This window comes from Catellatospora aurea, from assembly GCF_042663325.1.
Taxonomy (GTDB): Bacteria; Actinomycetota; Actinomycetes; order Mycobacteriales; family Micromonosporaceae; genus Catellatospora; species Catellatospora aurea.
This window is the reverse complement of the sequence record NZ_JBHTAC010000031.1, coordinates 24,777-49,658: the sequence shown is the minus strand read 5'-3', so window position 1 is coordinate 49,658 and position 24,882 is coordinate 24,777. Positions and strand designations below refer to the sequence as shown.

The following is a 24,882-nucleotide window of genomic DNA, read 5'->3' as shown; positions in this document are numbered from 1 at the left end:
TGCCCGGGTTCGCGCTGGGGGATTCGCCGGTTCGCTCCTCGTTCTTCACCTTGCCAGGCTAGTCGACGAGCGCCGCGGCGGCGTGTCAGCGGCTTCGCGACGCGGAGGGACGACGTTCACCGGGGGCGTGCGGGCCGCCTCGTTCTGGTTGTCGACGCTGGCGATGAGCTGGTCGACGATGGTGTCCGCGGACACCCGGTGCTCGGCGACGGCGATCAGCAGCGTGTCGAGGTCGGGGTAGTCCAGTGCCTGGGCGAGGCTGATCAGGCGCTGCTCGTCGGCCAGGGCCCGGTCCCGCCGGCGCAGCGCCAGCCCGATCGCGGCCCGGCCCAGTTGCAGCCGGTCGCTGACGGTGCCCGCGGCGACCTCGGGCTCGGTGAAGCGGCGGCTCAGCCGCAGCCGCGCGTTCGGCGACTTGACGAACTCCAGCCACTCCCGGCGCGGGCCGGGATGGTTGCGTGCCCGGCTGACCAGGATGTCCACCACATCGCCGTCGGTCAGCGCCGCGTTGAGCGGGGTCAGCACGCCGTTCACGGTCGCCGCTACGCAACGGTCGCCGGTGCGGGTGCCCAGCTCGTACGCCACGTCGACCGGGCTCGCGCCCGCGGGCAGCAGCAGCTGGCGTCCCCAGGCGAAGACCTGGATCTGCTGCTCGGCCAGGTCGCAGCGCAGCGTCTCGACGAACTGCACCGCGTCCGGGGCGGCCTGCTCCAGGTCCAGCGCGCGGCGCAGCCAGGCGTGCTCGCCGTGCTGGCGGGGCGGCGGCACCACCTCGCGGGGCGCGGTGCGCACCGGGTTGAAGATGCTCAGCGCCGTGCTGCGCCGCGACTGGCGGGCCGGATAGCGGAACGGGGCGACCACGCCGTACTCCACCGCGCGGTGCATCTGCTCGGTGCGGATGAGCACCTCGACCATCTGGTCGCCGGGGCCCAGCACCGTGGTGTGCAGCGAGCGGTAGAGGTTGTTCTTGGGCGCGGCGATGAAGTCCTTGAACCGGCCGGGGATGGGCTTCCACTGCTGGTGCACCGCGCACAGGGCGGCGTAGCAGTCGGGGTCGTCGCCGTCGAGGATCACCACGATGCGGGGCAGGTCCATCGGGACCGGGCTGCCCGCCTGCTGGGTGTCCTTCCAGATCGAGTAGTAGTGCCGGGGGCGGGGCTTGACCCGGCCGTCGAGCTTCTCCCGGCGCAGCGCGCCCCGGCCCAGGGTGACCAGGTTCTGCACGTAGTCGTTCCAGTCCGGCCGGTTGGACACCATGCCGTCGATGCGCTCGTATTCCTCCGGGTCGAGGAAGAGCAGCACCTTGTCTTCCAGCTCGCGCTTGAGCGCCTGGATGCCGAGCCGGTCGCACAGCGGCACCAGCACCTCGCGGGTCGCGCCGGCGATGCGGGCGCGGGAGGCCGCCGATCGGGCGTCGAGGGTCTGCATGTTGTGCAGCCGGTCGGCGAGCTTGATGACGAGCACCCGGATGTCCTGCCCCGCGGCGACGATCATCTTGCGGATGGTCTCGGCCTCCGCGCGTGCGCCGAAGTGCGCCTTGTCGAACTTGGTGACCCCGTCGACCAGGTGCGCGACGTCCGGGCCGAAGTCCGCGCGCAGCTGCGCCAAGGTGTAGCTGGTGTCCTCGACCGTGTCGTGCAGCAGCGCCGCGGCCAGGGTCGTGCCGTCCATGCCCAGGTGGGCCAGGATCTCCGCGACGGCCAGCGGGTGCGTGATGTACGGGTCGCCGCTCTTGCGCATCTGGCCGCGGTGCATACGCTCGGCGACCAGGTAGGCGCGGCGCAGCAGGGCGACGTCGGAGCCGGAGTGCACCTGGTGGTGCGCCTTGATCAGTGCGGTGACCGGATCGGCGGGGGCCGGGGCCCGCTCGCGCATGTTCGGCCAGCTGAGCATCGCCCGCAGCCGGGTGGTGAGCATGCTCTCCCCGGCCCGGCCGGTCACCGGAATCCCCGTCGCCACCGTGGCGGCTTCCGCGTCCACTGAGGACACCCCCCTCACCGCGTGGAGGTGGAGCGTCGCGCGGCGCGTACGAGGCCTCGACGCCCCGTCACGACTGCCCACTTCCGAGAGATCTCTGGATATCGCTCCATAGCCTAGTAACGAACGTCGTGGCCGAATGGTCAAGACCTTTCATGCGTTCGGTCAAGTAATGGCCGAACGGGTATGCCGACACTGACTCCGCGGGGGCTAGCGGCTCGCCTGGAGGAGCATCTTCCAGCGGGCCGCGCCGCGGGCCGGGGAGGCCCAGCCGGAAGTGGCCTCGACCAGGCGTGTCTCCGGCCGTTCCAGCCAGTCGAGGATGCGTTCGGTCTCCTCCGGGGTAGCCGCCGGGGTCGGGCCGGGCGCGGCGAGCACGGTCTCGGCGGTCGGCCGCAGCACGTCGAGCGTCCGTCGGGGGTGGACACCCGGCTCAGCGGTCGCCGCGGCGGCCAGCCGCCCCCGGCGCACGATCGCGATCTCCCACGCGTTGCGCTCGGTGCGCCGCGCGGCGATCAGCTCCTCGATCGAGGTGAGCGCGGCCAGGCGCTGCATGCGCACCGCCGCGCGCAGGAAAGCGGCGAGCCGGTCACGCACCGCCGCCGCGTCCTCGTAGCGCTGGGCGTCCGACAGCTTGCGGATGCGGGCCAGCAGCGGGTCCACCACGGCGTCCGGGTCGCCGTCGAACGCGGCCCGCAGCGGCGCGGCGGCCTGGGCGTCGTACTCCTCGACGCTGATGGAGAGCTGGCAGGGGGCCGGGCACTTGCCCAGTTCGGCGAGCGCGCAGGCGGGGGAGGCCTTGCGGGGCGACAGCTTCGGCGTGCACTGCCGCAGCGGCAGCGCCTCGTGGATCGCGTCCACGGCCGCCTGGGCGGCCGCCCGCCCGGCGAACGGCCCGAGATAGGACGCGCCGTCGGCGGTCAGCTGCCGGACCACGGACAGCCGGGGGAAGGCCTCCGCGGTCAGCTTCAGCCACTGCACCCGCTCCGGGTGCTTGGAGCGCCGGTTGTACGGCGGCGCGTGCGCCGCGATCAGCCGCAGCTCGCGCACCTGTGCCTCCAGGGCGTGGGCGCACTCGACGGCGTCCACCCGCACCGCCGCGCCCAGCATCTCCTTGATCCGGGCCCGGCGCTCGGCGGCGGTGAAGTAGCTGCGCACCCGGGTCGCGATGTCGTTGGAGGTGCCGACGTACAGCGGGCGGTCGTCGGCGGCCCGGAACAGGTAGACCCCGGGCGCGTGCGGCAGGTTCTCGGCCAGGTGCTTCTTGGCCCGCTGCACCGGCGCGACCGCCTTGACGAACTCGATGGTGTCGCCGAGCGTGTGCACCTTGTGCCCGCCGAGCCGGGCGATCAGCGCGTGCAGCACCCCGACGGTGGCGCGTGCGTCGGCCATGGCCCGGTGGTTGGGCTGGTCGCCGACCCGGAAGTACGCCGCGAGGGTGCCCAGCTTGTTGTTGGGCACCTCGTCGCGCAGCAGCACCCGCCGGGCCAGCGCCACGGTGTCCACGATCCGCGGATTCGGCCAGCGGTAGCCGTGCGCCGCGCACGCCGCCTTGAGGAAACCGGTGTCGTACGGCGCGTTGTGCGCGACCAGGACCGCGCCGGACAGGAACTCCAGCAGCGAGGGCAGCACCGCCTCGATCGGCGGGGCCTCGATCGTCATCGCGGTGGTGATGCCGGTCAGCACGGTGATGAACGGCGGGATCGGCACCCCGGGGTTGATCAGCGTGCCGAACGAGCCGAGCTCCTCACCGCCGCGCACCTTGACCGCGCCGATCTCGGTGATGCCCGCGCCGTCCGGCGCGCCGCCGGTGGTCTCCAGGTCGAGCACCACGAAGGTGGTGTGCCGCAGGTCGAGCTGCAGCGGATCGGCCAGCATGCCGTCGAGGGTCGGCTGTTCGAATCGGTCACCGGGCGCGGCGGGGCGCGCGGACGGCAGCTGGGACGGGGACGGCACAGACCGGACGCTAAACGTCCGGTACGACATGGGTGGTCGGCGCGGACGCCGAGCCGCGAACCTGAGCGACAAGATCGGTAAGTCGGTGGAACACTAGGACCATGTCAGCCGCTGAACTTTCGTTCGACGCCTCCTCCGGGGACCCGGTGGGGGCGGCTGACTTCGTGCCCGAGCCCATCCTGCCCGAGCCGGTCCGCCAGCGGGTGATCGCGCTGGCCGCGGCAGTGCTGACCGCACTGCCCAACGACGAGATGCCCGTCGCGCTACGCAAGGTCGCCAAATTCGCGCCCAACCGCCGGGCCCGGCTGGGCGGCGCGGCGATCGCGGCGCAGCTCACCGCCGACGCGGTGTTCCGGCAGCGGATCAGCGGCCGGGTGCTGGCCGACGCGGGCGAGCTGGGCGCGGCGGTGCTCGGCGGCATGGCCCCGGCCGCCGCCGACCCGATCGACGTCGCCGCCCTGGCCTACCTGGCCCGCCCCGAGGGCTGGCGCGACCTGCTCGACGCCGCCGGGCAGGCGGTCACCGCCGAGGCGGAGAGCACGGCCGTCGCCGAGCACATCCGCGACGCCGAGACCCGGGCCGCGCGCGCCGAGCACGACCGGGCGGTCGCCCGGGTCGAGGCCGACAAGCTGCGCGACGAGCTGGCCCGGGTGCGCGACGAGCTGAACCAGGTGCGTGAGGAGGCTCGCGCGAGCGGCAAGGCGCTGCGCGAGACGCAAGCCCAGCTCAAGCGGGCCAACGAGCTGCTGGCCATCGAGAAGGGCCGGGCCGCCAAGGGGCACGGCGACCACGAGGCCGAGCTGCGCCGGCTGCGCGCGAAACTGGCCGACGCCGAGGCGGTGGCGGGCGACGCGCGCCAGGCCGCCCGCGAGAGCCGGGCCGTCGACGAGGCGCGGCTGTGGCTGCTGCTGGAGACCATCGGGCAGGCCGCTGCCGGACTGCGCCGGGAACTGGCGCTGGACCCGGCGAAGGTGCTGCCGGGCGACACCGTGGCCGCGGCGTACGCCGACATGGCCGGCGCGCCCACCGCGGCGAACCGGGCCCAGGACGCCGACGACCCGGCCCGGCTGGCCCAGCTGCTCGCCCTGCCCAAGGCGCACCTGGTGGTCGACGGCTACAACGTGACCAAACGTGGCTTCGCGGAGATGTCGCTGGAGCAGCAGCGCAACCGCCTCGTCACCGGCCTGGGCGGGGTCGCCGCGCAGACCGGCGCCGAGGTCACCGTCGTCTTCGACGGGGCCGAGCGGGTGCATGGCCTGCCCGCCCCGCCGCGCGGGGTGCGGGTGCTGTTCTCGCGCAAGGGCGAGACCGCCGACGAGGTGATCCGCCGCCTGGTCCGGGCCGAGCCCTCGGGCCGCCCCATCGTCGTGGTCTCCTCCGACCGCGAGGTCGCCGACGGCGTACGCCGCCACGGCGCGTACCCGATGAACTCCGAATCCCTGGTCCGCCGCCTCACCCGCAGCTGAACCGGCCATCATGCCCGGCCGGGCTTAGGATCGGGCGATGACGGTGCGGGGCTGGGCCTGGCTGACGTTGCTCGTCCTATGTGCCGCGCTGGCGGTGGCCGTGGCGGTGCTGGTGCCGTGGCACCGGCCGCCCGCGCCCCGGGCCGATCAGCTCGCCGCGCTCGCCGAGCTGCCCGCCGACCGCGTTGCCAAGGCCCGCGAGCTGCGCGGCGAGCTGCGCTGGATCACCTACCCGGCGATGCTGATCGGGCTGGCGGCGGCGCTCGTGCTGGGGTTGACGCCGCTCGGCTCCTGGCTGGTGGGGCTGGTCCCCGGGCCGTGGATCGCCAAGGTGCTCGGCGGCGGGCTGCTCGTGCTGCTGGTCGCGGATCTGATCACGCTGCCGTTCGCCGCGTGGCGGCACACCGTGGCGGTGCGCTACGGGCTGTCCACCCAGGGCTGGGGCGGCTGGGCCGTCGACCTGCTCAAGGGGTACGCCGTCGCGGCGGTGCTCGGGGCGATCGCGCTGCTCGGCTTCTACACCCTGACCCGGTTCCTGCCGAACTGGTGGTGGGCCGTCGGGGCGGTCGGCGCGGCGGTGCTGGTGGTGCTGCTCAGTTTCGTGTTCCCGGTGCTGGTCGAGCCGGTGTTCAACAAGTTCACGCCGATGGCCGACGGGCCGCTGCGCACCGAGCTGATGGAGCTGGCCCAGCGCGACGGCGTGCCGGTGCGCGACGTGCTGGTCGCCGACGCGTCCCGGCGCACCACCGCGCTCAACGCGTACGTCAGCGGCATCGGCCCGACCCGGCGCATCGTGGTCTACGACACGCTGCTGCGGGAGGCCCCGCAGTCGGAGGTGGTCGCCGTCGCCGCGCACGAGCTGGGGCACGCCAAACGCGGGGACGTGGTGATCGGCACGGTCATCGGCGCGCTCGGCGCGGCGATCTTCGTGGTCGGCCTGTACCTGCTGGGGGCGTGGACATGGCTGCTGCACCGGGCCGGGGTCGAGTCGATCGCCGAGCCGCGGGCGATCGGGCTGCTGCTGGCCATCGCCACGGTCGGCGGGCTGCTGGCGGGGCCGGCGCAGGCGTACGTGTCGCGGCTGATCGAGGCGCGGGCCGATGAGCACGCGCTGGAGCTGACCGGCGACCCGGCCGGCTTCGAGCAGATGCAGGGCCGGCTGTCCCTGGTCAACCTCGGTGACCCGGACCCGCCGGCCTGGGAGCAGGCCCTGTTCGGCAGCCACCCGACCACCGTCGAGCGCATGGCGGCCGCTCGCGCCTTCGCGCGCAGCCGCTGACGGGCATACGTCCGCATGCGGCCACATCATCTTTGATGTACGTACATCAAAGATGATGTGGCCGTGTCCCGTCATATCCTCGCCGACCCGACCCGACCCGACCCGACCCGACCCGACCCGACCCGACGTCGGCCCGGGGGCGGACCGCGGATCGTGACACCAAACCGCGATCTCCGCGTTGCCGGGCAGGGATAACGAGGCCGGTAGGCTGCGCGGATGCGTACCCTGCTGGTGACCAACGACTTTCCGCCCCGCCCCGGGGGCATCCAGCAGTTCCTGCACAACCTCGCGATCCGCCAGCCCGACGGCGAACTCGTCGTCTACGCCTCGACCTGGCGCGACCCGAAGCAGTTCGACGCCGAGCAGCCGTACCCGGTGGTCCGGGACCGGACCGGGGTGCTGCTGCCCACGCCGCGGGTGGCGCGGCGGGTGGCCGAGCTGGCGCGTGCGGAGGGCTGCGACCGGGTCTGGTTCGGCGCGGCCGCGCCGCTCGGGCTGCTGGCACAGGGGCTGCGCAAGCGGGCGGGCGTGCGCCGGGCCGTGGGCATCACACACGGGCACGAGATCGGCTGGGCGGCGCTGCCGGGTGCCCGTAGCGCCCTGCGTCGCATCGCCGACGGCAACGACGTGCTCACCTACCTCGGCGAGTACCAGCGGGTGCGGCTGGCGAAGGCGCTGGGGGAGCGGACCAGCCTGCAGCGGTTGGCGCCGGGCGTGGACTCGGCGATGTACCACCCCGACGTCGACGGCGCGAGTGTGCGGGCCAGGCACGGGCTCACCAACCGGCCGGTGATCGTGTGCGTGTCCCGGCTGGTGCCGCGCAAGGGCCAGGACACCTTGGTACGCGCGCTGCCGCTGGTCCGCAAGGCGATCCCGGACGCGGCGCTGCTGCTCGTCGGCGGGGGACCGCACCGGCCCACCGTGCAACGCCTGGCCCGCGAACTCGACGTGGCCGACCACGTGGTGCTGACCGGCTCGGTGCCGTGGGCGGACCTGCCCATGCACTACGCGGCGGGGGACGTCTTCGCGATGCCGTGCCGCACCCGCAACCGCGGACTGGACGTGGAGGGGCTCGGCATCGTCTACCTGGAGGCGTCCGCGGTGGGCCTGCCGGTGATCGCCGGCGACTCCGGCGGCGCGCCGGACGCGGTCCGCGAGGGCGAGACCGGTTTCGTGGTGCCCGGCCGCGACGTGGAGACGCTGGCCGCGCGGCTGGTCGAGCTGCTGTCCGACGAGGCGCTGCGGGCCAAGATGGGCGCGGCCGGCCGCACCTGGGTCGAGCAGGAGTGGGGCTGGGACCTCCAGGCCCGCCGCCTCCGCGACCTGCTCCAAGGCCCCGAGGCCTAACCCCACCCACCTGCCCGCCCGCCGCCCGGCGGGCCCTCCCCTGGCGCAACTCTTAAAGAGTCGCGGCCTCCGCAGTGGCGGGAAGGCGCGACTCTTTAAGAGTTGCGGCGTGTGTGGGGGTGGGTCAGGCGGCGACGTATTCGGCGAGGTGCTGGCCGGTGAGGGTGGAGCGGGCGGCGACGAGGTCGGCGGGGGTGCCCTCGAAGACGATCTTGCCGCCGTCGTGGCCCGCGCCGGGGCCGAGGTCGATGATCCAGTCGGCGTGGGCCATGACCGCCTGGTGGTGCTCGATGACGATGACCGACTTGCCGGAGTCGACGATGCGGTCGAGCAGGCTCAGCAGGTGCTCCACGTCGGCCAGGTGCAGGCCGGTGGTCGGCTCGTCGAGCACGTACACCCCGCCCTTCTCGGCCATGTGGGTGGCCAGCTTGAGCCGCTGGCGTTCGCCGCCGGACAGCGTGGTCAGCGGCTGGCCCAGGCTGAGGTAGCCGAGCCCGACGTCGACGAGCCTGGCCAGGATGGCGTGCGCCGCCGGGGTGCGCGCGTCGCCCGCGCCGAAGAACTGCTCGGCCTCGGTCACCGACATCGCGAGCACCTCGCTGATGTCGCGGCCGCCGAAGCGGTACTCCAGCACCGACGCGTCGAACCGCTTGCCCTCGCACTCCTCGCAGACGGTCGCGACCCCGGCCATGATCGCCAGGTCGGTGTAGATGACGCCCGCGCCGTTGCAGGTGGGGCAGGCGCCCTCGGAGTTGGCGCTGAACAGGGCCGGCTTCACGCCGTTGGCCTTCGCGAACGCCTTGCGGATCGGCTCCAGCAGGCCCGTGTACGTCGCCGGGTTGCTGCGCCGCGAGCCGCGGATCGCGCCCTGGTCGATCGACACCACGCCCGCGTCGTCCGGGATGGAGCCGTGCACCAGCGAGCTCTTGCCGGAACCGGCCACGCCCGTGATCACGGTCAGCACGCCGAGCGGGATGTCGACGTCGACGTCGCGCAGGTTGTTGGCCTTCGCGCCGCGGATCGCGAGCTTGCCGGTGGACGAGCGCACCTTGTCCTTGAGCTTGGACCGGTCGTCGAGGTGGCGGCCGGTGAGGGTGTCGCTGGCCCGCAGCTCGTCGACGGTGCCCTCGAAGCAGACCGTGCCGCCGCCGGTGCCCGCGCCGGGGCCGAGGTCGACGACGTGGTCGGCGATCGCGATCGCCTCCGGCTTGTGCTCGACCACGAGCACCGTGTTGCCCTTGTCGCGCAGGCGCAGCAGCAGGTTGTTCATCCGCTGGATGTCGTGCGGGTGCAGGCCGATGGTCGGCTCGTCGAAGACGTACGTGACGTCGGTCAGTGAGGAGCCGAGGTGCCGGATCATTTTGGTGCGCTGCGCCTCGCCGCCCGACAGCGTGCCCGCGGGCCGGTCGAGGGACAGGTAACCCAGGCCGATCTCCACGAACGAGTCCAGGGTGTGCTGCAGCTTCTCCAGCAGCGGCGCCACCGACGGCTCGTTCAGGCCGCGTACCCAGGCGGCCAGGTCGCTGATCTGCATCGCGCACGCGTCGGCGATGCTGACCTCGCCGATCTTCGAGGACCGGGCCGCCTCGCTCAGCCGGGTGCCGCCGCAGTCGGGGCAGGTGCCGAACGTGATCACCCGCTCCACGAAGGCGCGGATGTGCGGCTGCATCGCCTCGACGTCCTTGGACAGCATCGACTTCTGGATCTTCGGGATCAGGCCCTCGTACGTCAGGTTGATGCCCTCGACCTTGATCTTGGTCGGCTCCTTGTGGAGCAGGTCGTGCAGTTCCTTCTTGGTGTACTTGCGGATGGGCTTGTCCATGTCGAAGAAGCCGGAGCCGGCGAAGATGCGGCCGAACCAGCCCTCCATGCTGTAGCCGGGGATGGTCAGCGCGCCCTCGTTGAGCGACTTGCTGTCGTCGTACATCGCCGACAGGTCGAAGTCGCTGACCCGGCCCATGCCCTCGCAGCGCGGGCACATGCCGCCGGTGATGCTGAAGCTGCGCCGCTCCTTGGTGGTGGTGCCGCCCTTCTCGATCGTCACCGCACCCGCGCCGCTGATCGAGGCGACGTTGAAGGAGAACGCCTGCGGGGAGCCGATGTACGGCTTGCCGAGCCGGCTGAACAGGATGCGCAGCATCGCGTTGGCGTCGGTGGCGGTGCCCACCGTGGAGCGGACGTTGGCCCCCATGCGCTCCTGGTCGACGATGATCGCGGTGGTCAGCCCGTCGAGCACGTCCACGTCGGGGCGGGCCAGCGTCGGCATGAAGCCCTGCACGAACGTGCTGTAGGTCTCGTTGATCATCCGCTGCGACTCGGCGGCGATCGTGCCGAAGACCAGCGAGCTCTTGCCCGAGCCGGACACGCCGGTGAACACCGTGAGCCGGCGCTTGGGCAGCTCGACACTGACGTCCTTGAGGTTGTTCACGCGTGCGCCGTGCACCCGGATCAGGTCGTGGCTGTCGGCGGCGTGCAGCTCAGACGGCGTGTCCGCCTTCTTGGCCTTGCTCATCGTGTCTCCATCTGGTCGGGGGCGGGTCGCTGACGCGGCCTGGGCCGGCGCACCGGGCTCGATCCCACCGGCGTCGAGCGGCGTGCCGGACAGTCCTCAGCCGCAGACCCTACGGCCTGCGGCTGACGGTTCTGGTGTCGTGCTCAGCTGTCCTGGAGCAGGCCGAGCACGTTGCCGTCGGGGTCGGTGACGGTGGCCACCAGGCGGCCGCCGCCCACGTCGTGCGCGGCCTCCTTGAGCGTGGCTCCCGCGGCGGTCACCTCGGCCAGTTTGGCCTCGATGTCGGCCACGTGCCAATAGGCGACCGGCGAGGTCATGCCCTGGGGCCCGCCGCCCGGCACCAGGCCGATGTGCTGACCTACGGCGTCGAAACCGACATAGTACGGCGAATCGGCGGTCGGCTCCACGCCGAGCAGTGCCGAGTACACCGTCTTGGCCGCGGCGAGATCGGACACGGGGTGCAGCACGGTCATGATCCCCTGCGTGGGCGAGCCGGTCATGGTAACTCCTGAAGTCGTGGTGACGTCTACGTCCGTCACACTAAGTGACCACGTGAGCAGGGCGCTTCTCGAAACGTGACCGGTTGCGGCGCGGCTCAGTCCTCGCGGGGCCACTCGTGCACGGGGATGTTCTCGTGCATGTGGCGCATGTAACGCAGCAGCATCTCGCGCAGCGCCTCCGGCCGGTCCAGGCCCTTGCGCTCCAGCCGGTGCACGGTGTCGATCTGCCAGGTCGCGCCGTTGCGGCGGAGCAGGCAGCGCTGCTCGATCACGCCCAGCAGCCGGTCGCGCTCGCGCGAGTCGACGCCCCAGCTCTCCAGCCCCTGGTGGGCCAGTGGCAGCAGCCGCCGCAGCACCAGCTCGTAGGCGCTCACGTAGCCGAGGTCCGGCCAGAACAGGTGCGCGCCGATGCCCTGCCGCGCGCCGGTGTAGAAGTTCTCGTCGGCCTGCCGGAACGGCATCCGGGACCACACCGGCAGGCCGCCCTCGGCCAGGGTGCGCACCAGGCCGAACCAGAACGCCGCGTTGGCCATGATGTCGATGACCGTGGGCCCGGCGGGCAGCACCCGGTTCTCCACCCGCACGTGCGGCATGCCGTCGGCGACGTCGTACACCGGGCGGTTCCAGCGGTAGATGGTGCCGTTGTGCAGGCGCAGCTCGGTCAGCTCGGGTACCTCGCCACCGGCGAGCTGGTCGGCGGGGTCGTCCTCGGTGCAGATCGGCAGCAGCGCGGGGAAGTAGCGCACGTTCTCCTCGAACAGGTCGAACACCGAGGTGATCCAGCGCTCGCCGAACCAGACGCGGGGGCGTACCCCCTGGGTCTTGATCTCTTCCGGGCGGGTGTCGGTGGCCTGCTTGAACAGCGGGATGCGGGTCTCGTGCCACAGCTCGTGGCCGAACAGGAAGGGCGAGTTGGCGGCGATGGCCAGCTGCACGCCCGCGATGGCCTGGGCGGCGTTCCAGTACGCCCCGAACTGGGCCGGGCTGACCTGCAGGTGCAGCTGGGCGCTGGTGCAGGCGGCCTCGGGGGCGATGGTGTCGGCGGTGACGGTGAGCGGGTCCGGCCCGTCGATGCTGATCCGCAGATCCTCGCCGCGCGCCGCGAACACCTGCTCGTTGATCAGCGCGTAGCGGGGGTTGGCCGACAGCGATGCCTCGGTCAGGTGCTCCGGCTTCAGCGTCGGCAGGATGCCGATCATGGCGGTGTGCGCGCCCACGGTGCGGGCCTTGCCGTCGGCGGCGTTCAGGCTCGCCCGGATCTGGTCCTCGTACGCGCTCAGCCCGCCGCCGGCGAGCTCCCGCGGCGGAATGTTGATCTCGATGTTGAACTGGCCGAGTTCGGTGACGAACGCCGGATCGGCGATGGCGGCGAGCACGTCGGCGTTGCGCATCGACGGCAGGCCCTGCTCGTCGACGAGGTTCAGCTCGATCTCCAGCCCGGTGAGCGGGCGCTCGAACTCGAACTGCGACTCGCCCAGCATCAGCGCGAACACGTCCAGGCACCGGCGCACCTTCTCCCGGTACCGCGCTCGGTCGGCACGGGTGAAGACGTGCTGGTGCACCTTCTCGCCCATCGGGTGCTCACCGCCCCTCAGCGGGATCCTCCGCTAATGTCCCATAGATCCCTGCCCGCTGGGTGCCGGATCAAACATGCTGAACACGCGAGGGGGTCCGACCGCTGCGCGGTCGGACCCCCTTCGGACGTGTCGGCTCAGGCGAGCCGGGCGAGTTCGGCCGTGATGGCCTCGCGGAGCTGGTCGTACTCCTCCGCCTTCGGTGAGACGAGGGTGTCGTGCTCCTCGGCGAAGCGCACCTCGTTCGGGTACCGCCACACGGGAGCGTCGCGGAACTCGCGCGCCTCCCACGAGTAGCGGGGGTGGATGTGCGCGTGCAGGTGGTGCAGCGAGTTGCCGAGGATCTCGTAGTTGAGCCGGCGGAACGCGGGGTCGAACCCGTTGCAGGCGGCGAAGACGGCCTCACCGAGCAGGCCCATGTCGGCCAGGAAGTCCGCCCGCTGGGTGCGGGTCAGGTCGGTGAGGTGGTCGGCGCCGTCCACGTCGGACAGCAGCACGCAGTAACCCGGCAGGTGCTGCGTGTCGCCGAAGACGGCGTAGCCGCTGTTGAGCTTGGCCATGACGAGGGGGTTGTCGCCGCGCCGGGCAGCACCCAGGCGGTCGGTCCGCCAGTCGGTGAGCAGCTCGTCACCGCTGGCGTGCGCGTGCCTGCCCATCAGGACAGGTTGGGGGCGTCGGGCGCCTGCAGCAGGCCGAGGCGCAGCGCGGTCATCAGGGCCTGGGCGCGGTTGGCGGCGCCCAGCTTCTCGTACAGCTTCGAGATGTGCGTCTTGGCGGTCGACTCACTGACGAACAGCTGCTTGGCGATGCCGGACACGCTCATGCCCTCGGCGAGCAGCTTGAGCACCTGGCCCTCGCGCGGGCTCAGCTGCGGGCCGCTCGGGGTGAGCCGGCGCTTCATCGCCTCGGCCAGGTCGGCGGCGGTGAACGCGCTGGGGGCGCTGGCCGCGTGGCGGGCCGCCGCGACGACCTCGTCGGCCGGGGCGGTCTTGGGCACGAACGCGCTCGCGCCGGCCTCCAGGGCGCCGAAGAGCTGGTCGTCGCCCGCGTACATGGTGAGCACCACGATGCCCATCGTCGAGCTGGACTTGCGCAGCGTGCGGGTGGCCTCCAGGCCGCTGCCGTCGGGCAGGCGGAGGTCCATGATCACGACGTCGGGGTGCAGGGCGCCGGCCTGGCGTACGGCCTCGGCGGCGGTGCTCGCCTCGCCGACGACCTCGAACTGGCGGTCCCGCTCGAAGGCGTGGCGAAGCCCCTTGCGGATCAGGTCATGATCATCGACGAGCAGGACTTTGGTGCGCCCTGTCGGCACGGTACTAGTTGACATGCCCGCTTTTCTCCCCTTCTGGCACCCGCGCTCTGGCTGTGCGGGTGACACACGTTATCGCGTCGCCCGGCCCTCTTGTCGAGAGGAACCGCCCACGACCACGGCGACGGTCGTCCCCACCGGGTCTCGAGGCCTGATCTCGAGTCGGCCCCGGATACGTTCCGCCCTCTCCGCCATGATCGCAAGACCGTAGCGTCCGTCCGTACGCTCATCGGGTATGCCCCGGCCGTCGTCGGACACTTCTATCAGGCCGTACGGCGGGTCGACGGTGCAGGTCACCCACAGGTTCGCGGCATTCGCATGCTTTCGGGCGTTGGTGATCGCCTCCTGGGCGATCCGCAACAGTTCGGACTCGATGGAGGCCGGCAGCCGGCCGGCCTCGTCCAGCGACAGGTTCACCTTCAGCCCGGCCTGGTTGCCCGAGATGCGGGCGAACTCGGCGATGGCCGCGGTGAGCCCGCCGTGCCGGTCCACCTCGCTGCGCAGCTCGAACAGGCTCAGCCGCAGTTCGGTGATGACCCGGGTGATCTCGGCGCGGAGCACCCGCAGCTCCTCGGCGGTGTCCTTCGCCTCCTCGGGCAGCGTCGCCTGCGCGTTGTCCACGCCGTACCCGATCATCACGAGTTCCTGGGCGACCCCGTCGTGGATCTCGCGGGCCAGCCGCTGGCGCTCCTCGTTGGTGGCTATCGAGCGCACCTCCTCGAACAGCAGCGCGGCCTCCAGCCGCAGTGCCGCCGGGGTGGCCGCGGAGACGATCCGGCCGGTCAGCGCCGGCGGGTAGCCGTTGGTGCCGTCGCGCTCCAGGGCCACCAGGCCCACCGTGCGCACGCCGGCGATCAGCGGCACGACCACGGCCGAGACCGGGCCGGTCTGGTCGAAGGAGCGCAGCTGGGAGCGCCCGGAGAGCTGCGGCTGCTGGCTGGCCCAGGCGTCGGCGATGGCCGAGTCCGCGTCGAGGCTGGTCTCCCAGGCCGCCCGGGTCGAGGTGTCGTCGGCCTCGACCCCGAACTGGGCGAGCACCACCAGGCGGCCCGCGCCGCTGGCCGCGAGCACCGCGGCCCGCTGCGGCCGTCCGATCGGGCGCAGCTCCTCCAGCAGGTGTTCGGCGATGCTGCCCGGGTCCAGGGTCGCGCCGGGCAGCTGCCGGGCCACCTGGCGCAGCTGGGTGAGCAGGCGGGTGGCCTCGGCGTACGGCTGGGGCGTGCGGCGGATCAGCGCGGCCCGCTGCATCGCGCCGGTGGTGATGGTGCCGACGGCGGCCAGGATCAGCCACTGCGCGCAGGCCGCCAGGTAGCCGAAGTGGCTCAGCTGCCGGGTGCCGTCGGGCAGCACGGTCAGCCAGCCCGCCACCGCCAGCGTCAGCGCGGCCGCGCTGAGCAGCCCGGCCGACTCCAGCGGGCGGTGGTTGAGCATCGCCGCGGTGATCGGCACGGCCAGGTACGGCAGGATCGCCGAGGCCCCCGCTCCGTCGGACAGCGAGTACATCTGGTCGGCGGCCAGCGCGACGGCGCTCGCGCCCAGGCCGACCAGCACCGTCTCGGCGAACCGGCCCAGCGGGGCGAGCACGTTGTGCCGGGGGGTGAGCACGCCCGGCAGCCCGGCCAGCGCCAGCAGGGCGACCCAGCGCAGCTCCGCCCAGTTCTTGGTGGCAGCCATGATCAGCACGCCCACCAGCAGCAGCATGGTGCCGCGTACGGCGACCGCGATCAGCTGTGAGGCCGGGACGCGCCGCAGCAGGCGGCGCTTCGGGCGCTCAGCGGTGGTAGATGGCATCGATCTCCTCCGCGTACTCCTTCATCACGACCGCGCGCTTGACCTTCAGCGACGGGGTCAGCTCTCCGGTTGCCTCGGTGAAGTCACGGGGCAGGATCGTGAAGACCTTAATGCCCTCGGCCGCCGAGACCGCCTTGTTGGCCTCGGCGATCGCGGCCTGGATCTCGGCGCGCAGGTCGGCGTCGTCGACCAGCGCCGAAACGGGCGTGTCCGGACGGTCGCGTCCGGACAGCCAGCCCGGTAGCGCCTCGGGGTCGATGGTGACCAGCGCGGCGATGAACGGCTGCCGGTCGCCGACCACCATGCACTGGCTGACCAGCGCGTGGGCGCGGACCCGGTCCTCCAGCACGGCGGGCGCGACGTTCTTGCCGCCCGCCGTCACGATGATCTCTTTCTTGCGCCCGGTGATGCGCAGGAAGCCGTCGTCGTCGAGCGAGCCCAGGTCTCCGGTGTGGAACCAGCCGTCGGCGTCGATCGCCTCCGCGGTGGCCGCGGGGTTGTTCCAGTACCCGGGGAAGATGACCTCGCCGCGGGCCAGGATCTCGCCGTCGTCGGCGATGGCGATGGTCACCCCGGGCAGCGGCTGGCCGACCGTGCCGATCTTCTGCGAGCCCGCCCGGTTGAAGGTGATCGCGGGCGAGGTCTCGGTCAGGCCGTAGCCCTCCAGCACGTTGAGCCCCACGCCGCGGAAGAAGTGGCCCAGCCGCTCGCCCAGCGGCGCGCCGCCGGAGATCGCGCTGTGGCAGCGCCCGCCGAGCGCCGCCCGCAGCTTGCCGTAGACCAGCTTGTCGAAGACGGTGTGCTTGATCCGCAGGCTCAGGCCGGGGCCGCCGGGCGTCTCCAGGGCCTGGCTGTACGCGATCGCGACGGCCTCGGCCTTGTCGAAGATCGCGCCTTTGCCGCCGGCGTGCGCCTTCTGCCGGGCGCTGTTGTAGACCTTCTCGAACACCCGCGGCACGCTCAGCAGGAAGGTCGGCTTGAATGCGCCGAGATCGTCGACGAGGTTCTTCACATCCGGCGTGTGGCTGGTGCGCACCCGGCCCTGCACCACGCCGATCTGCAGCAGCCGCGCGAACGCGTGCGCCAGCGGCAGGAACAGCACCGTCGAGGCGCCCTCCTGACTGCCATCCCGTTCCGGCCGAGGCCGGAAGAGGATGTCCAGGGCCGGGATGGCGTTGCCGATGTCGGAGAGCATGTTGCGGTGCGTCAGCACGCAGCCCTTGGGCCGCCCGGTGGTGCCGGAGGTGTAGACGATGGTCGCCGGGTCGTCGGCGCTGCCCGACTTGCGGCGCACGTCGATCTCGGCGGCGTCGACGCTCTCACCCCGGGTGACCAGCGTGGACAGGTCGCCGCCGTCGATCTGCCAGAGCCGGGCCAGCGTGGGCGCGGCCTCGCGGACCGTCGCGGTGTGCGCCGGGGTCTCGGTGAAGCAGCCCACCGCGCCGGAGTCGGCGAGGATCCACTGCACCTGCTCGGTGCTGGAGGTCTCGTAGATCGGCACGGTCACCGCGCCGCAGGCCCAGATCGCGTAGTCGATCAGCGTCCACTCGAACCGGGTGCGGCTCATCAGAGCCACCCGGTCGCCGGGCTGCACGCCCGCGGCGACCAGGCCGCGCGCCAGCGCGACCACCTCGGCGTGGAACTCGGCGCAGGTCACGTCGGCCCAGCCGGAGCCGACGCGGCGGGAGAACTGCACCAGCTGGGGCGTCTGTGCCGCGTTGTCCCACACGGGGTCGGTCAAGCGGTCGACGTCATCGACGATCACCGCCGGGGCCTGCGAAAACTGCCGCACCACGTGCTCCTTGAGCTGCTCGTTCGGGCACCTGGCGCATCCGCGCCGCCCGGCGGCAGGTGCCGCTGCCGCCCCCGGCACTGTAGAACGTCGTCCCGGGCCCTCTGCAAACGCTGTCCCTGTTCCGACGGGTTGCCATCGCGCCGTCGTGGCGGGTCGGCCCGGCCCCGACCGGTACGGGTAGCCTGCTGTTCATGGCGGATTCCTCCTCCCAGTCGATCGTGATCAACGCCGACCCGGCCCGTATCGCCGAGGTCATCTGCGACTACCCCTCGTATCCCCGGTGGACCCAGGCCATCAAGGCCGCTGAGGTGCTCGAGGAGTACGAGGACGGCTATCCGGCCACCGTGCGCTTCGTCATCGACGCGGGCATCGTGCAGGACGAGTACACGCTGCACTACGACTACGCCGAGGACATCTCGCGGATCGAGTGGCACCTGGTCGCACCGTCCAAGATGCAGAAGGCGCAGGACGGGTCCTATGACATCACCGACAACGGCGACGGCACCTGCACGGTGACCTACACGCTGTCGGTGGACCTCTCGATCGGCATGCTGGGCATGTTCAAGAAGAAGGCCGAGAAGGCGATCATGGATACCGCTCTGAAGGAGCTCAAGAAGCAGGTCGAGGCGGCCTGAGCATGGACATCTCACCGGGCACGGCCCGAGAGGAGGCGGAGCGGCTGGTGGCGGCGGTGCTCGCCGCCGCGACGCTGGCTGCCAACGCCAACCCGCACCTGGCCACGGGTTCGCCCGAGTGCTGCGTGTGTCCACTCTGCAAGGTGATCGCGGCCGTGCGCGACCCCGATCCGGAGCTGGTGGAGCGGGTCGCGACCGGGGCCGGCGACCTGGCCGCCGGCCTGGCCAGCTTCCTGCGCAGCGTGTCCACGCACCGGCCCGGCGACGCCGCCTGGCGCGACGCCACGGCCCACCCGGGCGCGCCGTCCGCGGGGCCGGACGCCGGACCCGGGCGCGAGGCCGCCGCGGAGGGCGACACGCCGGGGGAGGCCCCGGCGGCGCGGCCGATGGCCAAGAAAGCGGTCAAGAAGATCGTCAAGAAAGTTGTCACTAACCCGACACAGGCTGTTCCCGAGTCGGAAACCTCCGCGTCACCCGGACGGGTTAAGGCTGCAAAAAAGGCCGTCCGCAAGGCGGAGCAGCACCCGCCGCCGGAGCTGTGAGACCGATCTTCGGCGGGCGACGCTCGTCGGCGGTACTTCCGGCGTTAGGGTGTTGCCCAGTAGAACGGCGTGGGCTCCCCAAAAGCGTCACCGCCGGCAAGCCCAGCAAGAAAGGGTTCGGCCGTGGCACTCACCATCGGCGTGGACATCGGTGGCACGAAAGTGCTCGGCGGTGTGGTCGATCCTGACGGCACCGTGATCGCGACATGTCGTCGCGATACCCCGGCCGGCGACGTAGCCGCGACCCGGGACGTGATCATCGATGTGGTGAAGGATCTGTCCGCCGAGCACAAGGTGGACGCGGTCGGCATCGGCGCCGCCGGATGGATTGACGCGACCCGGTCCACGGTGCTGTTCGCACCGAATCTGGCCTGGCGTGACGAGCCGCTGCGGGACTATGTCGCCAAAGCGGTGAACCTGCCCGTGGTGGTGGAGAACGACGCGAACGTGGCGGCGTGGGCGGAGTTCCGCTACGGCGCGGCGGCCGACGCCGAGGATTCGATGGTGATGTTCACCGTCGGCACCGGCATCGGCGGCGGCATCGTGCTCGGCGGCGGTCTCGTGCGCGGCGCGCACGGCATCGCGGCCGAGATCGGCCACATGCTCGCGGTGCCCGACGGGCACGTGTGCGGGTGCGGCCGGCACGGCTGCATCGAGCAGTACGCCAGCGGCAACGCCCTGGTCCGGTTCGCCCGCGCGGGTGCGCAGGCCGAGCCGGAGCGGGCGGCCCTGCTGCTGAACAAGGCGGACGGCAAGGTCGAGAACATCACCGGCCCGATCGTCACCTCGGCGGCCCAGGCCGGCGACGAGGTCGCGATCGACGCCTTCAGCCAGATCGGCTACTGGCTCGGCCAGGGCCTGGCCGACCTGGTCCAGATCCTGGACCCGCAGGTCCTCGTGGTGGGCGGCGGCGTCATCGACGCCGGCGACCTCCTGATGACCCCCGCCCGCCAGTCCTACCTCGACAGCCTCGCCCAACGCGGCCGCCTCCCGGTCGCCGAGCTCCGCGCGGCGAAGATGGGCAACGTCGCCGGCCTCGTCGGCGCCGCAGACCTCGCCCGCCTCTAACCCGCACCGCCGCTTCACCACGTTGATCATGAACTTATGGCAAGGCTCGACGGCGTGTCATGGCCATAACTTCATGATCATCGTGGTGGGGGTGGGGCATGCTGGGCGGCATGTCGGTGCGGGTGATGTCGTACAACGTGCATTCGTTGCGGGACGATCTCTCCGCGCTCTCCGCGGTGGTGCGGGGGGTGGCGCCGGACGTGCTGGTGGTGCAGGAGGCGCCGCGGCGGTGGCGTTGGCGGACGAAGTGCGCCAATCTGGCCGAGTCGTTCGGGATGTTCATGGCTGTGGGTGGGATGCCCAGCCTGGGTAATGTGATCATGACGAGCCTGCGGGTGCGGGTGCTGGACACCTGGTGCATGCGGTATCCACTCACCCCGGGGCGGCACATGCGCGGGGCGTGTTTCGCCCGGTTGCAGGTGCCGGGGCGGGGACCGTTCACGGTGGTCGGGTCGCACCTGTCGACCGACGACGCCGAGCGGCCGGCACAGGCGGCCCTGCTCAAGCCCGCGCTGGCGCTGGACGATCCGGTGATCGTCGGGCTGGACCTCAACGAGTGCCCGGACGGCGGCTCCTGGCAGCTGCTCACCGACCGGCTCGGCGACGCCGCGGCGCTGGCCGACCTCGAGGACCGGCCCACCTTCCCGACCCCGAACCCGACCCGGCGGATCGACGCCATCCTCCTCGACCCCCGGCTTGAGCTGGGCAGATATCAGGTCGTCACATCGGACGCGGCGGATCGGGCCAGCGATCATTACCCGCTGGTCGTGGACATCGGCTAGGAATCCGCGCTTTACAACCTCTGCCGCAAACGGGAAAGATGCTCTGCGTCTTACCTAGTCGTGGAGGTCGTGGGTGACGTATTCGGCCGGTTACGGCGATCCCGAGTCGGGTGCCCCCGCGACCGCGTGGCGTGACGGCTGGCCGGTCTACGACCGCAGCGGCACGGTCTGCGTCATCGGAGCGGGCCCCAGCGGGCTGACCGCCATGAAGAACCTCAAGGAGCAGGGCTTCGGCGTCGACTGCTACGAGCGCGACACCAGCGTCGGCGGCGCCTGGAACTGGCGGCACGACCGCAGCCCGGTGTACGCGAGCACGCACCTGATCTCCTCGAAGCCGTTCAGCCAGTTCCCGGACTTCCCGATGCCGGACAGCTGGCCGGACTACCCCAAGCACACCCAGGTGCTGGAATACCTCGACCACTACGCCGACCACTTCGACCTCAAGCCGCACATCTGGTTCGGCACCGAGGTCGTCAAGGTCGAGCCGGCCGAGGGCGAGCGCTGGGACGTGACCACGCGCAGCACCGGCGGCTACGGCGGCGAGCGCATCCACCGGTACGCGGCGGTCGTCATCGCCAACGGCCACAACTGGTCCCCGAAGCGCCCCGAGTACGAGGGCCTGGCGGACTTCAAGGGTGAGGTCATCCACGCCGCGCAGTTCAAGGACCCGGCGCAGCTGCGCAACAAGAAGGTCCTGGTGGTCGGCGCGGGCAACACCGGCTGCGACATCGCGGTGGAGGCGGCCCAGCAGGCCGCGCGCTGCTGGCACTCGACCCGGCGCGGTTACTGGTACACCCCCAAGTACACCCTGGGCCGTCCGGCCGACCAGGTCAACGACCTGATGCTGTGGCTGAAGCTGCCGCTGCGGGCCCGGCAGTTCCTGGCCCACCGGACGCTGAAGTCGACCGTCGGCGACCTGACCCGGTTCGGCCTGCCCCAGCCCGACCACAAGATCTACGAAACGCACACCATCGTCAACAGCCAGCTGGTCTACTACCTGGGCCACGGCGCGATCGCGCCGGTGCCGGACGTGGCCCGCTTCCACCGCCACAGCGTGGAGCTCAAGGGCGGCGAGGTGATCGAGCCGGACCTGGTCGTACTGGCCACCGGCTACCACCCGACGTTCGAGTTCATCGACGGCAACCTGCTCGGCGTCGACGCCCAGGGCCGCCCGCGGCTGGCCATGCACGCCTTCCCCAAGCGCCAGCCGACGCTGGCCGTGGCCGGCCTGCTGCAGCCGGACTCCGGGTTGTTCCCGCTGGTGCACTGGCAGATGGTGGCGTTCGCGCGGATGCTGCGGGTGCGGGAGGCGGCCCCGGCCAAGGCCGTCGCGGTGCAGCGCAAGCTGGAGGCCGACCTGGACCGGCGGTGGACCACCGCGAAGGTCAAGGACTCCACCCGGCACTGGTTCGAGATCAGCCACACCACGTACCTCAAGGCCATCCAGCGCCTGCTCGACGAACTCAGCCTGGAGGGGGCGAAGTGAAGGTCATGCGCGCCCGCGAGTGGGCGTTCCCGATCGCGGCGGTACGCCGTGAGGTGCGCCGCGCCACCCCCGAGGTGGACGAGGGCAAGCCGCCCGTGCTGTTCGTCCCCGGGTTCGGCCACGGCGCGTGGGTGTTCGCCGAGCACTGGCTGGAGCACACCGCCGACCGGGGCTTCCCGGCGTACGCGGTGAGCCTGCGCGGGCACGGCGACAGCGCCAAGGCGCCGAAGGCGACGCTGCGGGCGTACGCCCACGATGTGGCCCAGGTGGCAGCCTCCCTGCCGCGCCGCGCGGTGATCGTGGGGCACGGGGCCGGCGCCCTGGTGACCGCGCATGCGCTGGCGCGCTACCCGGCGCGGGCCGCGGTGCTGCTGTCGCCGGTCTTCGGCGGAGCGGGCACCGCGCTGCGCAACCCCATGCTCAGCCTGCCCGCGCTGTTCGGCGGCGGCCTGCGCCTGCCCGCCGGGCAGCTGTTCAGCCGCGAGCTGCCGACCAGCGCCTCCCGCGGGTACGCCGCCCGCCTCGGCCGGGCCTCGACCCGGGCCCAGTGGCAGCTGCTGCGCGGGCGCTCCCCGCAGCCGCCGGTCGGCGACCCGCCGGTGCTCGTGGTGGGCAGCCCCGACGACCGCATCGTGTCCGACACGGCGCTGCGCCGGGTGGCCCGCGGCTACGGCGGCGCGCCGCTGCTGTTCCCGGGCATGGGCCACGACCTGATGCTGGACACCCGCTGGCGGGAGCCCATCGACGCGATCCTGGACTGGCTGGAGAAGTCCGACTGAGGCTCAGTCATGCGGAGCCCGCTGCTGAATCATGCGGAGCCCGCTACGCGCCCTTAATCGGTGTTCGGTCTCCGCTTCGCTCCGACCGAACACCGAGCACCCGCTTCGACGGGCTCCTACACGACGGCGCCGTCGTCGGGCGGCAGGTCGTCGTCCTCGTCGCCGGGGCGCAGGCGCATGATCAGCGCGGTGGCCCCGCCGAGGATGCAGACCAGGGCGAACAGCATGCTCACCCGATCGTTGAAGGGCAGCAGCCGGGTGTCGAAGAACAGCACGAACCCGAAGACGATCGACAGCACGGCGACGATCGCGGCGAACGGCACCCGCGGCAGCGGCGGGGGCGGCGGCGGGACGAACTCCTCCGGCGTGTCGTCGGGCAGCCCGCCGCCGAACGAGTCGAGCGAGTCGAGCAGCGACGGGTCGCCGGGCGAGACCGACCTCGGGTCGCCGGATAGTGCGCGGTTGAGGATCGGGCCCGCGGCGGGCATCACCGGGCCGGCCGGCGCGGTCGGGCCCGCGGTCGGCTCCTCGCCGGCGGGCCAGGTCCGGGAGGTCAGCGGCGTGTCGAATCCGGCGACGATGCGGGCGAACTCCGCGTCGACCTGTTCGGGCGTCGCCTCGTTGCCCGACGGCCCGGGACGCGCGGGTTCGGCCGGCGTGCGGTCCGGGTCGTCCGTGGCTGGCACCTGGCACACTCCTTGGCGGGATAGGGGCTCGTCGTGGGGCCGGTGGGCATCGCTTCAAATCCTGACACGTGACACCCGTGTTCCGGCAGTAGGCTCTGCGATGCATGCCACAAACACGGTATGTCCCGGCCGGCCCCTCCGAGCCGGATCGTCAAGCGCCACACCACGTTCGCCGATCGACTTGGACGGGACTCAGTGCTCTACTGGCTGCTGAAATACGTCATCCTCGGCCCCCTGCTGCGGTTGATCTTCAGGCCGCAGGTCGAGGGTCTCGAACATGTGCCGGACCGGGGTCCGGCGATCCTCGCCAGCAACCATCTTTCGTTCTCCGACTCCATCTTCATGCCCCTGGTGGTCAAGCGGAAGGTCACATTCGTGGCCAAAGCGGAATACTTCACCGGCAAGGGCCTCAAGGGCCGGCTGACGAAGATGTTCTTCGTGGGCACCGGCACCATCCCGGTGGACCGCTCCGGCGGCCGCGCCGCGCAGGCCGCCCTGGACACCCAGCTGCGCGTGCTGCGCGCGGGCGGCCTGGCCGGCATCTACCCGGAGGGCACCCGCTCGCCGGACGGCCGGTTGTTCCGGGGCAAGACCGGCGTGGCCCGCCTGGCGCTGGAGAGCGGCGCCACGGTGGTGCCGGTGGCGATGCTCAACTCGGATGTGGTGCAGCCCACCGGCAAGCTGATCCCCAAGGTGATGCGGGTGAAGATCCGCTTCGGCGCCCCGCTCGACTTCTCCCGGTACGCGGGCATGGCCGGCGACCGGTTCGTCGAGCGCGCGATCACCGACGAGATCATGTACGAGGTGATGGAGCTCTCCGGCCGCGAGTACGTCGACACGTACGCCGTGAAGATCAAGAACGCCGCTCCCGCCGCGGTCTGAGCCTCAGCAGGTCGGCAGCCAGTACCGCAGCCGGCCGTCCTCGGTCTGCCACAGCAGGCCGCCCGCCTTCTCGATCATGCGGCGGGAGGGCGTGTTGGCGGCCTCGACGGTGAGCAGTGCGCACTCGATGCCCAGCCCGGCGGCCACCGGCAGCGCCGCGGCCAGCATCGGGCCGCCGTGGCCCTGCCCGCGGGCCGACGGTCGCAGGTCGTAGCCGATGTGGCCGCCCGCGCGGCGCAGCTCGTCGGTCAGCCGGTGCCGGACGCGGATCTCACCCAGGAAACGCGCCCCGTCCACCCACCACAGCGTGGTCTGCGGCACGTCCGCGCGCCGCCGCCGCGCCGACCACTCGGTGGCGTCCAGCGCCAGCTGCTCCAGGTGGGCGTCGAACCCGCCGGCCAGCACCGCGTCGTAGCGGGGTTTGCGGTGGCTGCCCGCGGCCTGGTACTCGCCGATCGCGGTGACGTACGAGTCGCGGACGCGCGGGGTGGGCGGCACGAGTTCGGGCACCGGCCC

Annotated in this window: 21 protein-coding genes; 10 read left to right on the top strand and 11 right to left on the bottom strand. The window is 71.9% G+C overall.

Going from position 1 to position 24,882, the window contains the following annotated elements; genetic code table 11:
- Positions 1 to 45: 45 nt before the first annotated feature.
- Both ACFQO7_RS25610 and ACFQO7_RS25605 read right to left on the bottom strand, forming a co-directional pair.
- Complete coding sequence (locus tag ACFQO7_RS25610) at positions 46 to 1,989, bottom strand: RelA/SpoT family protein (RefSeq protein WP_376808752.1); 1,944 nt, start codon at positions 1,987 to 1,989, stop codon at positions 46 to 48.
- Between the two features lie 198 nt (positions 1,990 to 2,187).
- Complete coding sequence (locus tag ACFQO7_RS25605; protein ID WP_376808781.1) at positions 2,188 to 3,855, bottom strand: DEDD exonuclease domain-containing protein; 1,668 nt, start codon at positions 3,853 to 3,855, stop codon at positions 2,188 to 2,190.
- Positions 3,856 to 4,034: 179 nt separating this feature from the next.
- On the opposite strand from ACFQO7_RS25605, the gene ACFQO7_RS25600 reads away from it, so the two are divergent.
- The 3 genes from ACFQO7_RS25600 (at position 4,035) to ACFQO7_RS25590 (ending at position 8,025) form a co-directional block, all read left to right on the top strand.
- Positions 4,035 to 5,399, top strand: a complete 1,365-nt coding sequence (locus tag ACFQO7_RS25600) for an NYN domain-containing protein (protein WP_376808751.1) — start codon at positions 4,035 to 4,037, stop codon at positions 5,397 to 5,399.
- A gap of 37 nt (positions 5,400 to 5,436) precedes the next feature.
- Positions 5,437 to 6,678, top strand: coding sequence for a M48 family metallopeptidase (locus ACFQO7_RS25595; protein WP_376808750.1), 1,242 nt, complete (start codon positions 5,437 to 5,439; stop codon positions 6,676 to 6,678).
- 216 nt (positions 6,679 to 6,894) lie between these two features.
- Positions 6,895 to 8,025: a glycosyltransferase family 4 protein gene (locus tag ACFQO7_RS25590; protein ID WP_376808749.1), complete on the top strand. Its 1,131-nt coding sequence runs from the start codon at positions 6,895 to 6,897 to the stop codon at positions 8,023 to 8,025.
- 124 nt (positions 8,026 to 8,149) lie between these two features.
- Here ACFQO7_RS25590 and ACFQO7_RS25585 read toward each other — a convergent pair whose 3' ends face one another.
- The 7 genes from ACFQO7_RS25585 to ACFQO7_RS25555 form a co-directional block, all read right to left on the bottom strand.
- On the bottom strand, positions 8,150 to 10,537 hold the full coding sequence (locus ACFQO7_RS25585) for an ATP-binding cassette domain-containing protein (protein ID WP_376808748.1): 2,388 nt from the start codon (positions 10,535 to 10,537) through the stop codon (positions 8,150 to 8,152).
- Positions 10,538 to 10,680: 143 nt separating this feature from the next.
- The gene (locus ACFQO7_RS25580) at positions 10,681 to 11,037 is read right to left on the bottom strand and encodes a VOC family protein (protein WP_376808747.1); all 357 of its coding nucleotides are present in this window, start codon (positions 11,035 to 11,037) and stop codon (positions 10,681 to 10,683) included.
- Between the two features lie 95 nt (positions 11,038 to 11,132).
- Positions 11,133 to 12,611, bottom strand: coding sequence for a glutamate-cysteine ligase family protein (locus ACFQO7_RS25575; protein WP_376808746.1), 1,479 nt, complete (start codon positions 12,609 to 12,611; stop codon positions 11,133 to 11,135).
- A gap of 137 nt (positions 12,612 to 12,748) precedes the next feature.
- Entirely contained in the window at positions 12,749 to 13,267 is a 519-nt protein-coding gene (locus ACFQO7_RS25570; RefSeq protein ID WP_155373201.1) for an HIT family protein, read from the bottom strand.
- Positions 13,267 to 13,938, bottom strand: coding sequence for a response regulator transcription factor (locus ACFQO7_RS25565; RefSeq protein ID WP_120316171.1), 672 nt, complete (start codon positions 13,936 to 13,938; stop codon positions 13,267 to 13,269). The genes ACFQO7_RS25570 and ACFQO7_RS25565 overlap by 1 nt, the downstream gene beginning before the upstream one ends.
- Before the next feature lie 54 nt (positions 13,939 to 13,992).
- Positions 13,993 to 15,711: a sensor histidine kinase gene (locus tag ACFQO7_RS25560; protein WP_376808745.1), complete on the bottom strand. Its 1,719-nt coding sequence runs from the start codon at positions 15,709 to 15,711 to the stop codon at positions 13,993 to 13,995.
- Positions 15,692 to 17,503, bottom strand: a complete 1,812-nt coding sequence (locus tag ACFQO7_RS25555; RefSeq protein ID WP_376808744.1) for an AMP-dependent synthetase/ligase — start codon at positions 17,501 to 17,503, stop codon at positions 15,692 to 15,694. Before ACFQO7_RS25555 ends, ACFQO7_RS25560 begins: the two co-directional genes overlap by 20 nt.
- A gap of 194 nt (positions 17,504 to 17,697) precedes the next feature.
- Here ACFQO7_RS25555 and ACFQO7_RS25550 point away from each other — a divergent pair, with 194 nt between their 5' ends.
- The 6 genes from ACFQO7_RS25550 to ACFQO7_RS25525 all read left to right on the top strand — a co-directional run bounded on the left by ACFQO7_RS25550 (position 17,698) and on the right by ACFQO7_RS25525 (position 22,798).
- Positions 17,698 to 18,141 carry an SRPBCC family protein gene (locus tag ACFQO7_RS25550; RefSeq protein ID WP_203687919.1) on the top strand — a complete coding sequence of 148 codons (444 nt, stop codon included), beginning with the start codon at positions 17,698 to 17,700 and terminating at the stop codon, positions 18,139 to 18,141.
- A 2-nt stretch (positions 18,142 to 18,143) separates the two neighbouring features.
- Entirely contained in the window at positions 18,144 to 18,683 is a 540-nt protein-coding gene (locus tag ACFQO7_RS25545; RefSeq protein WP_376808743.1) for a hypothetical protein, read from the top strand.
- Between the two features lie 123 nt (positions 18,684 to 18,806).
- Entirely contained in the window at positions 18,807 to 19,751 is a 945-nt protein-coding gene (locus ACFQO7_RS25540) for an ROK family glucokinase (RefSeq protein WP_376808742.1), read from the top strand.
- A 110-nt stretch (positions 19,752 to 19,861) separates the two neighbouring features.
- Entirely contained in the window at positions 19,862 to 20,533 is a 672-nt protein-coding gene (locus ACFQO7_RS25535) for an endonuclease/exonuclease/phosphatase family protein (RefSeq protein ID WP_376808741.1), read from the top strand.
- Positions 20,534 to 20,606: 73 nt separating this feature from the next.
- Entirely contained in the window at positions 20,607 to 22,019 is a 1,413-nt protein-coding gene (locus ACFQO7_RS25530; RefSeq protein WP_376808740.1) for a flavin-containing monooxygenase, read from the top strand.
- A gap of 5 nt (positions 22,020 to 22,024) precedes the next feature.
- Positions 22,025 to 22,798 carry an alpha/beta hydrolase gene (locus ACFQO7_RS25525; RefSeq protein ID WP_360537370.1) on the top strand — a complete coding sequence of 258 codons (774 nt, stop codon included), beginning with the start codon at positions 22,025 to 22,027 and terminating at the stop codon, positions 22,796 to 22,798.
- Positions 22,799 to 22,914: 116 nt separating this feature from the next.
- Here ACFQO7_RS25525 and ACFQO7_RS25520 read toward each other — a convergent pair whose 3' ends face one another.
- Positions 22,915 to 23,484, bottom strand: a complete 570-nt coding sequence (locus tag ACFQO7_RS25520; RefSeq protein ID WP_376808739.1) for a DUF308 domain-containing protein — start codon at positions 23,482 to 23,484, stop codon at positions 22,915 to 22,917.
- A gap of 195 nt (positions 23,485 to 23,679) precedes the next feature.
- Here ACFQO7_RS25520 and ACFQO7_RS25515 point away from each other — a divergent pair, with 195 nt between their 5' ends.
- Positions 23,680 to 24,366, top strand: a complete 687-nt coding sequence (locus ACFQO7_RS25515) for a lysophospholipid acyltransferase family protein (protein ID WP_376808738.1) — start codon at positions 23,680 to 23,682, stop codon at positions 24,364 to 24,366.
- 3 nt (positions 24,367 to 24,369) lie between these two features.
- Here ACFQO7_RS25515 and ACFQO7_RS25510 read toward each other — a convergent pair whose 3' ends face one another.
- Positions 24,370 to 24,876 (bottom strand): GNAT family N-acetyltransferase, encoded by a 507-nt coding sequence (locus tag ACFQO7_RS25510; protein WP_376808737.1) that lies wholly within the window; start codon positions 24,874 to 24,876, stop codon positions 24,370 to 24,372.
- Positions 24,877 to 24,882: the final 6 nt, after the last annotated feature.